The organism is Paenibacillus nuruki (assembly GCF_001721045.1).
Lineage (GTDB): Bacteria > Bacillota > Bacilli > Paenibacillales > Paenibacillaceae > Saccharibacillus > Saccharibacillus nuruki.
In genome coordinates this window covers 49,830-56,652 of record NZ_MDER01000066.1, presented here as the reverse complement: position 1 = coordinate 56,652, position 6,823 = coordinate 49,830, and the positions used below count along the sequence as shown (strand labels likewise).

Below are 6,823 nucleotides of genomic sequence, written 5' to 3'. Positions count from 1 at the left end.
AAAAGTTGAGTTTTATCAGTTTCCTATGGATTCTCAGCCAGTTCTAAGTATTCTAAATCTGTTGCTATTTTGTTTCCTCCTCATAATTTAAGTATTATCTATTTTAATGTTATATTTTTTAAGCAATGTTTTTTCCTTATGCATAGAAAATAATGTTGGATTTTTAATTTTTTTTAAGTGTTTCTCAAAATCATCTTTGTTTTCATATTTAGATAAATCATAGAACTCAACTTTTAATAATAAACTTTTGATGTTTCTTTTTTTAATATCACTTACTAAGTTATCAATTGTAGACTTATATTTTGATTCCTCTCCTTTATTTATAATATATAAAATATAAAGTGAGACTTGAGAAAGTTCTGGGTGAAGAACTTGAGCTTTTATAAAATCTTCATTAATCTCTTTATATTCTTCTGTCTGAAAACGTTGATTTATTATAAAAGAATAACCTGTTTGTTTAATATTTCTATCTAGAATTGGTTTTAATATCATACTTGATTGCCAGTACCACTTTTCTGCTATATAGTCATCTTGATAAACAAAAGGTTTATCAATACTTCTGATAACATTAAAATTAATATCAGGGTCTTCTGCACGAGCTGCGACTAAATAGTATTTCTGCATAAGAGGTTCTTTTCTAATATCAGTTACGACAAATTTTTCTTGATATTTATTGAAAAGATATTGCTGAGTTTCTTTAGTGACGTTAGCCTCTTGATATTCTCTTATAAACGGATAAGCCGTTCTATATGCTATAAAAATAAGCACAAGTAAACTAATAATAAACCACTTTTTTTTCTTTGATGACAATATACTAACCTCCAAGTATTTGATTAAGATTATAGTTTTGATGTATATCAAATTGAGCTTGCTTAATAATCCCGAATGAATACTCAGACAAAAATGGATACACTCCAGACTTTTTAATGAGAGATTTAACTTCCTTCGTACTTTTAAAATGTTGAGCATCTATTAAATACAACTCTAATGAAATATTTTTTATTTCGCTTTTTTTTAATTGAATAATGAACTGATTAACTTCTGAAATATATTCTTTTTCTTTCCTCTTGTTTAATGTATAAACAAGTACAATATTTATTTCCGCAATATTAGGTTGCATCTTTTGGAATGTTTTGAATGGTAAGGTCGTATTATCGTAAAGACTATAATCAGTTAGATTAGGTAATTCTATTTCTCCATAAGATTTGCTAGACAAATATTTATTTAAAAGAGGATCAATATCTGTACATACTTCTTTTTTCCATTTAATTTTCATGTAATTATCTATATATTTGTAATGAAGATTTGCATTCTTAATAGGTGTTCCTATAACAGTAAAAATTTCAGATTTGTTAGAAGACGGAGCGACGCTACCAATATAATCAGTCTCTAAAAATGCACTATCTAAATCTACAACTTCAAAAGACTCATTGTATTTCTCAGAAAGATATCCTAACATTTCTTTTTTTGCTATGAAATCATGCTTAGTGAATTCTGTAAACACACCCCTTACAATAATAGAAGGGTAACCTACAAAAATAATATTCAAAATGATATATAGCCCTATAGTAAATGCAATGAAAATGAGCGCTTTTCTTTTTATCATTTCTTTTTTAGATTTCAATTAAATCTCTCCTTATATAATGAATAGCTAACTATAATGAATCATCGAAGATCCATTGTGTTAGTAGATTCTTATAATCACCATATATAGTGTAAACTTTCAGCTTAGTGTACTTCAATAGACTAGAAGAAAATGATCTCACACTTGTTCCTAAAGGAATTGTATTATCTGAAGATTTTGCTCCTAGATGGCATTAGACGTAAGTTGTTTGCTTATAATCCATACTACACTTGAGGGCTGTATTTGGAAACGCTTGATCTCTCATGTTAATAGCTTCTTTCTAGAGAGGAACATTAATTTCTTCATCTCCCTTCCCTGCTATTCATTACTAAACGTTTATAAATATAATAAATATAAGTAGATGTAATGAAAGAATAGTACGTTAAAAGGAGATTTATATATGATAAGAAACGACAGAGATACAATTGTAAAGGGTATCAAACATTTATGCGATGGAATTGGGCCATTCCAAAAAATGGATTCCTATGAGGATTTTCTTAAAATGCAAACGGATATCTATGATACTTTTGGAGACGATTCGTTCGATATTTTAATTGATATTTTATTACATCCTCCTGAGTTAGGACGCATTGATTCGAATGATTTTGACTATGAATTACAAGAAGCTCTTATAGCGATTGGGCTTAGAAACCCTCGCTATACATCGTTGCTTTCCTTACTTTAGATAGAATGGCTTATGCACGATTTCATCATATTCTCCGAATTTTTCACACTCGACTTCAATGACAAAAAATTGTTACTGGCATCATCTTTCGCTATCTCGTACAAGAAGATAAGGATTCTCAAGTAATCATCCTACAAGTAGCACTGGAAGAATCGGAAATAAACAAAAGCAGCCGATTATCATGATCGGCTGCTTTTGTTTTATATTCTATTCCATCAAATCAGTTACTGCCCCTTTAGAAGCAGAAGAAACTAATTTGGCATATTTGGCAAGTACACCGGATTTTACTTTCAGCGGCGGTTGTATCCACGCTTGCGCTCGAGTGGCTAACTCCTCTTCTGATACCTCAACTTTCATCTCCTGGATATCACTATCGATCGTAATAATGTCCCCATTTTGCAGCAAACCGATTGGTCCGCCTACTTGTGCTTCAGGTGATACATGGCCGACTACAAATCCATGTGAACCACCCGAGAATCGACCATCTGTGATGAGGGCGACTTTCCCACCAAGTCCTTTTCCTACGATGAGTGCTGTAACGGAAAGCATCTCAGGCATACCAGGTCCACCCTTCGGACCACAATAGCGTATAACCACGACGTCTCCTTCTTTAATTTCATCATTCATAATTGCTACTGTCGCTTCATCTTCGCTGTCGTAAACCTTGGTCGGACCGGAGAACTTCTGAATCTTCATGCCTGACATTTTGGCAACAGCACCTTCAGGAGCGAGGTTTCCTCGAAGTACAACCAGTGGTCCATTGGGCTTGAGTGGATTATTAAGCGGTCGTATAATCTCTTGATCATTCTGAAGTGGAGCAGATTCCGCTAAATTCTCTGCTAACGTTTTACCTGTTACTGTCAGGCAATCTCCATGAAGTAATCCTCCAGCAAGTAATAGCTTCATTACTCCTGCAACGCCGCCAATATCATTCAAATCCTGCATTACATATTGACCACTTGGCTTCAGATCCGCCAAATGAGGAACACGCAAGCGAATGCGCTCGAAATCATCCAAGGTTAGATCTACTTCTACCGAGTGTGCAATAGCTAGCAGATGGAGAAACGCATTGGTTGAACCCCCTAGAGCCATAACAACGGTGATCGCATTCTCAAATGCTTTCTTGGTCATAATGTCTCTTGGATAGATTTCCTGTTCAAGAAGTGAGATGACCTGTTTACCGGCTGCTTCACATTCCAAAGCTTTATCTGCTGAAATAGCTGATGTCGAAGAAGAACCAGGTAAACACATGCCCAGTGCTTCTGCCGCTGCTGCCATCGTATTAGCGGTATACATGCCGCCACAAGCCCCTGGACCCGGGCATACGCTACATTCAACTTTATGCAGCTGTTCCTCTGTTATTTTACCATCTTGATATTGTCCTACTGCTTCAAAAGCCGAAACGATATCTACATCTTTACCATCGAGTTTACCGGGTTGAATAGTTCCTCCATATACATACACGGAAGGAATGTTCATCCGTCCAATAGCCATCAGACATGCAGGCGTATTCTTATCACAACCACCGATCGCAACCACGCCGTCAAAACGCTCAGCTCCGGTCACAATTTCAATCGAATCAGCAATAGCTTCCCGGCTTGGTAGTGAGAACAACATCCCGCCATGACCCATCGAGATCCCATCAGACACGGTAATCGTATTGAAAATCAATGGAGCACCGCCGTTATTACGTGCGCCTTGTTTCGCTTGTACTGCCAAATCATTAATATGCATATTACATGGTGTTACTTCACTCCACGTACTCGCTATACCGATCATTGGCTTTTTAAAATCCTCATCTTGAAAACCAACAGCACGTAGCATCGCTCTGTTCGGTACGCGGTTAGCTCCTTCACTGATTACCTTGCTTCGAATACGAAGATCTTTTTTATTTTCCATATTGTTTACTCCTCATTTCAAAATATATCGTACAGTTCCTGCATCGGACGAATAATATTTTGTTTCATTAGTATATGAGCATCGTCACTATTTTTACTTTCAAAAGCTTTAATGATCAACTCATGTTCTTCGACTGAAGCCAGTGTAGCTGTAATCGGTTGTTTTAAAAACACATATTTGAAACGTCTAATGTGAATTTGAAGAGATGTATTAAATGTAGCCACGTAAGAATTCTCTGAGAGCTCCACAATATAATTATGAAATTGCTCATCGACCTCCATCGCTTGATACACTTGTCCACTTTTAATAGAACTTGCAAATTCCGAATTGATGGATCTTAATTTCTCGATCTGTTCTGGAATAATAATTGGAGCGGCAATTTCAGCAGCTAAAGCTTGAAGAGCCGCCATCGTTGAATACATCTTAAAAATATCATTTTTCTCAATAGTCGTTACTTTTGTTTCTTTGCCTGGATGCATCGACACGAGACCTTGAACTTCAAGTAATTGAAATGCCTCACGAACCGGTGTCCGGCTAACTCCAAGCGATTCAGCCATTTCCGCATCAATCAGCTTTTCACCGGGTTGCAGGGTTCCATCAATAATCCAACGCTGAATCTGAGAAAATGCTCTCTCCTTTGCAGACATACGGACAGGTAAGGCAAAATCTTGAGGAATTGGCATGCGTTTTCATCCTTTTTACAATTGTTATTATATGCAATATATCGCATACAAGTGTGAGAAGCAATTGTTATTTAATTTTTTTTAATTACAAAATGAATTTCTGGAAGGATGATAAGAAATGAAATCAAAAAAATAGACTCCATTGAGGGGCCCAACATCGCTTTTCAAATAAGAGAAGAAGTGTTTGTGAAAGAACAAAATATACCCATTGAAGTTGAGTTTGATGATCATGATAGTTTAGATGGACAGTGTGAGCACATCTTGGGCTATTTTAATGAACTGCCTGCCGGAACAGGCAGAATTATTATTCAAGATGGTATAGGTAAATTAGATCGAATATGTATCCTAAAACCTTATCGCCAATATGGTCTCGGTAAATTAATCGTTACATCACTGGAAGAAATTGCAGAAGATAATAGTATATTCATTCTAACTCTTAGCATTACATTGACCATCCTATCATAGCTTGGAAGCTCTCTATTTGACGTTCTTCTGGTCGGTTCCTCTCACATTCCTCAGTTAAGTAATATGCTAAATAAACATAATTATATAGCAATATAAAAGAGTTGTTCTTCATAAGAACAACTCTCAAAGTTCTAGCCATTCAACTCGATCAAAACCTACTTTCGATTACTAATACATCTTACTTCGAATGAAAGTTCCTTATGCACGAACAACTTATTTATTAGTCAACTTCGTATTCGAGATCTTGTTATGAAATGAAGCCATATGACTCATAATCATTTCAGCGGCTCGCTTATAACCGCCCGCCTGACGTAAAGATTCACCGATGATGCAAGCCTGCTGTTTATAAGATGGATTGCTTAGAACTTCTAATAAGGCCTCTCTCATATCAGCTGCACTCAGCTTATGTTTATTTAAAGTAATACCTGCACCCAATTCCTCTACTCGATTGGCTACAAGCGGCTGATCCGACGTTAGTGGAATCATGACTAACGGAACGTTGTAATAAAGCGCCTCACTCGCACTATTCATTCCGGCATGAGTGATAAAAACATCCGTATGCTGTAGCATATCCAACTGTGCAATGTACGGCATGACGATAAAATTAGAAGGAATTTGATCAGCTAATGGCTCCATATCTGTGTATCTTCCTGAAGACAGCACCACATTTACTGGTATATCCCCAAAAGCTTCAAAGCAAAGCTGATAAAACTCCAAGTTTTTATTTAAAATAGTCCCCATAGCAATATACACCGTTTGCGGGTAACGTTCGCGAAGGAGCTCAAACGAGAACGTCTGACCATCTTGACGAGGTATGATCGAAGGCCCGCTGAAAATAAAGCGATTATCCATTTTTTCTGCATATGGCTGAAAATAACGACTTGTATACACAAGTTTTAACTCCCCTGCATGTGCTGGAATCTCATCTATACAAGGAACGCTTACTTGAAATTCTTGCGCTAACGCATGCGTTATCTTCATTGTAGCCTCATACAGTTCCTTCGTATCTGTGTCCAGTTCTTTCACGCCTTCTTCGGCTCCCAATGGATTGATCAAAGCAAAGGAAGCAATCGAACACACCGCAGGTATTCCTAGCTTTTCAGCAAGAATAGTTCCTCCCCAGCCCATCAGTGAATCAAAAATCAGATAATCGAATTTTTGATTTTCGATCACTCGAAGCACTTCGGGTATAATCCTCTGAATGATACCCGCTACCATCATATAAGTGAACTGATAAGGATGCTTGTACTCCTGTGGTTTTAACACTGGATCATGCGAAAAGGCATCTTGTGGGAATGGGTATGTAATCAACAGAGCTCCAGTCTGTTCAATTCGGGAACGATACTCCTCTGTACACACATAGACAACTTGCTCACCATTATCAACCAATTGAGTAACCAATCCTAACGACGGATTCACATGACCTTCAGCCGGAGTAATGACAACTAATACATGTGCTATGGTGTC

The 6,823-nt window shown here is 36.8% G+C and carries 6 protein-coding genes and 1 pseudogene; 2 read left to right on the top strand and 5 right to left on the bottom strand.

The window, feature by feature from the left end; all coding sequences use genetic code 11:
• Positions 1–87: 87 nt before the first annotated feature.
• Positions 88–810 carry a hypothetical protein gene (locus PTI45_RS17380; protein ID WP_069328876.1) on the bottom strand — a complete coding sequence of 241 codons (723 nt, stop codon included), beginning with the start codon at positions 808–810 and terminating at the stop codon, positions 88–90.
• Between the two features lie 4 nt (positions 811–814).
• Entirely contained in the window at positions 815–1,624 is an 810-nt protein-coding gene (locus PTI45_RS17375; protein ID WP_069328875.1) for a hypothetical protein, read from the bottom strand.
• 400 nt (positions 1,625–2,024) lie between these two features.
• Here PTI45_RS17375 and PTI45_RS17370 point away from each other — a divergent pair, with 400 nt between their 5' ends.
• Positions 2,025–2,309 carry a hypothetical protein gene (locus PTI45_RS17370; protein ID WP_069328874.1) on the top strand — a complete coding sequence of 95 codons (285 nt, stop codon included), beginning with the start codon at positions 2,025–2,027 and terminating at the stop codon, positions 2,307–2,309.
• Positions 2,310–2,516: 207 nt separating this feature from the next.
• Here PTI45_RS17370 and ilvD read toward each other — a convergent pair whose 3' ends face one another.
• Complete coding sequence (ilvD, locus tag PTI45_RS17365) at positions 2,517–4,208, bottom strand: dihydroxy-acid dehydratase (RefSeq protein WP_069328873.1); 1,692 nt, start codon at positions 4,206–4,208, stop codon at positions 2,517–2,519.
• Between the two features lie 17 nt (positions 4,209–4,225).
• Positions 4,226–4,891 (bottom strand): GntR family transcriptional regulator, encoded by a 666-nt coding sequence (locus tag PTI45_RS17360; RefSeq protein WP_069328872.1) that lies wholly within the window; start codon positions 4,889–4,891, stop codon positions 4,226–4,228.
• Positions 4,892–4,999: 108 nt separating this feature from the next.
• Here PTI45_RS17360 and PTI45_RS17355 point away from each other — a divergent pair.
• Positions 5,000–5,305: pseudogene (locus tag PTI45_RS17355) on the top strand (GNAT family N-acetyltransferase); the annotation flags it as partial.
• A 264-nt stretch (positions 5,306–5,569) separates the two neighbouring features.
• Here PTI45_RS17355 and PTI45_RS17350 read toward each other — a convergent pair.
• Positions 5,570–6,817 (bottom strand): macrolide family glycosyltransferase, encoded by a 1,248-nt coding sequence (locus tag PTI45_RS17350; protein ID WP_069328879.1) that lies wholly within the window; start codon positions 6,815–6,817, stop codon positions 5,570–5,572.
• Positions 6,818–6,823: the final 6 nt, after the last annotated feature.

Bases quoted from the DNA above. Each gene is read 5' to 3' on its own strand.
- PTI45_RS17370 (WP_069328874.1), top strand. From the start codon at position 2,025: ATGATAAGAAACGACAGAGATACAATTGTAAAGGGTATCAAACATTTA.
- ilvD (WP_069328873.1), bottom strand. From the start codon at position 4,208: ATGGAAAATAAAAAAGATCTTCGTATTCGAAGCAAGGTAATCAGTGAA.
- PTI45_RS17360 (WP_069328872.1), bottom strand. From the start codon at position 4,891: ATGCCAATTCCTCAAGATTTTGCCTTACCTGTCCGTATGTCTGCAAAG.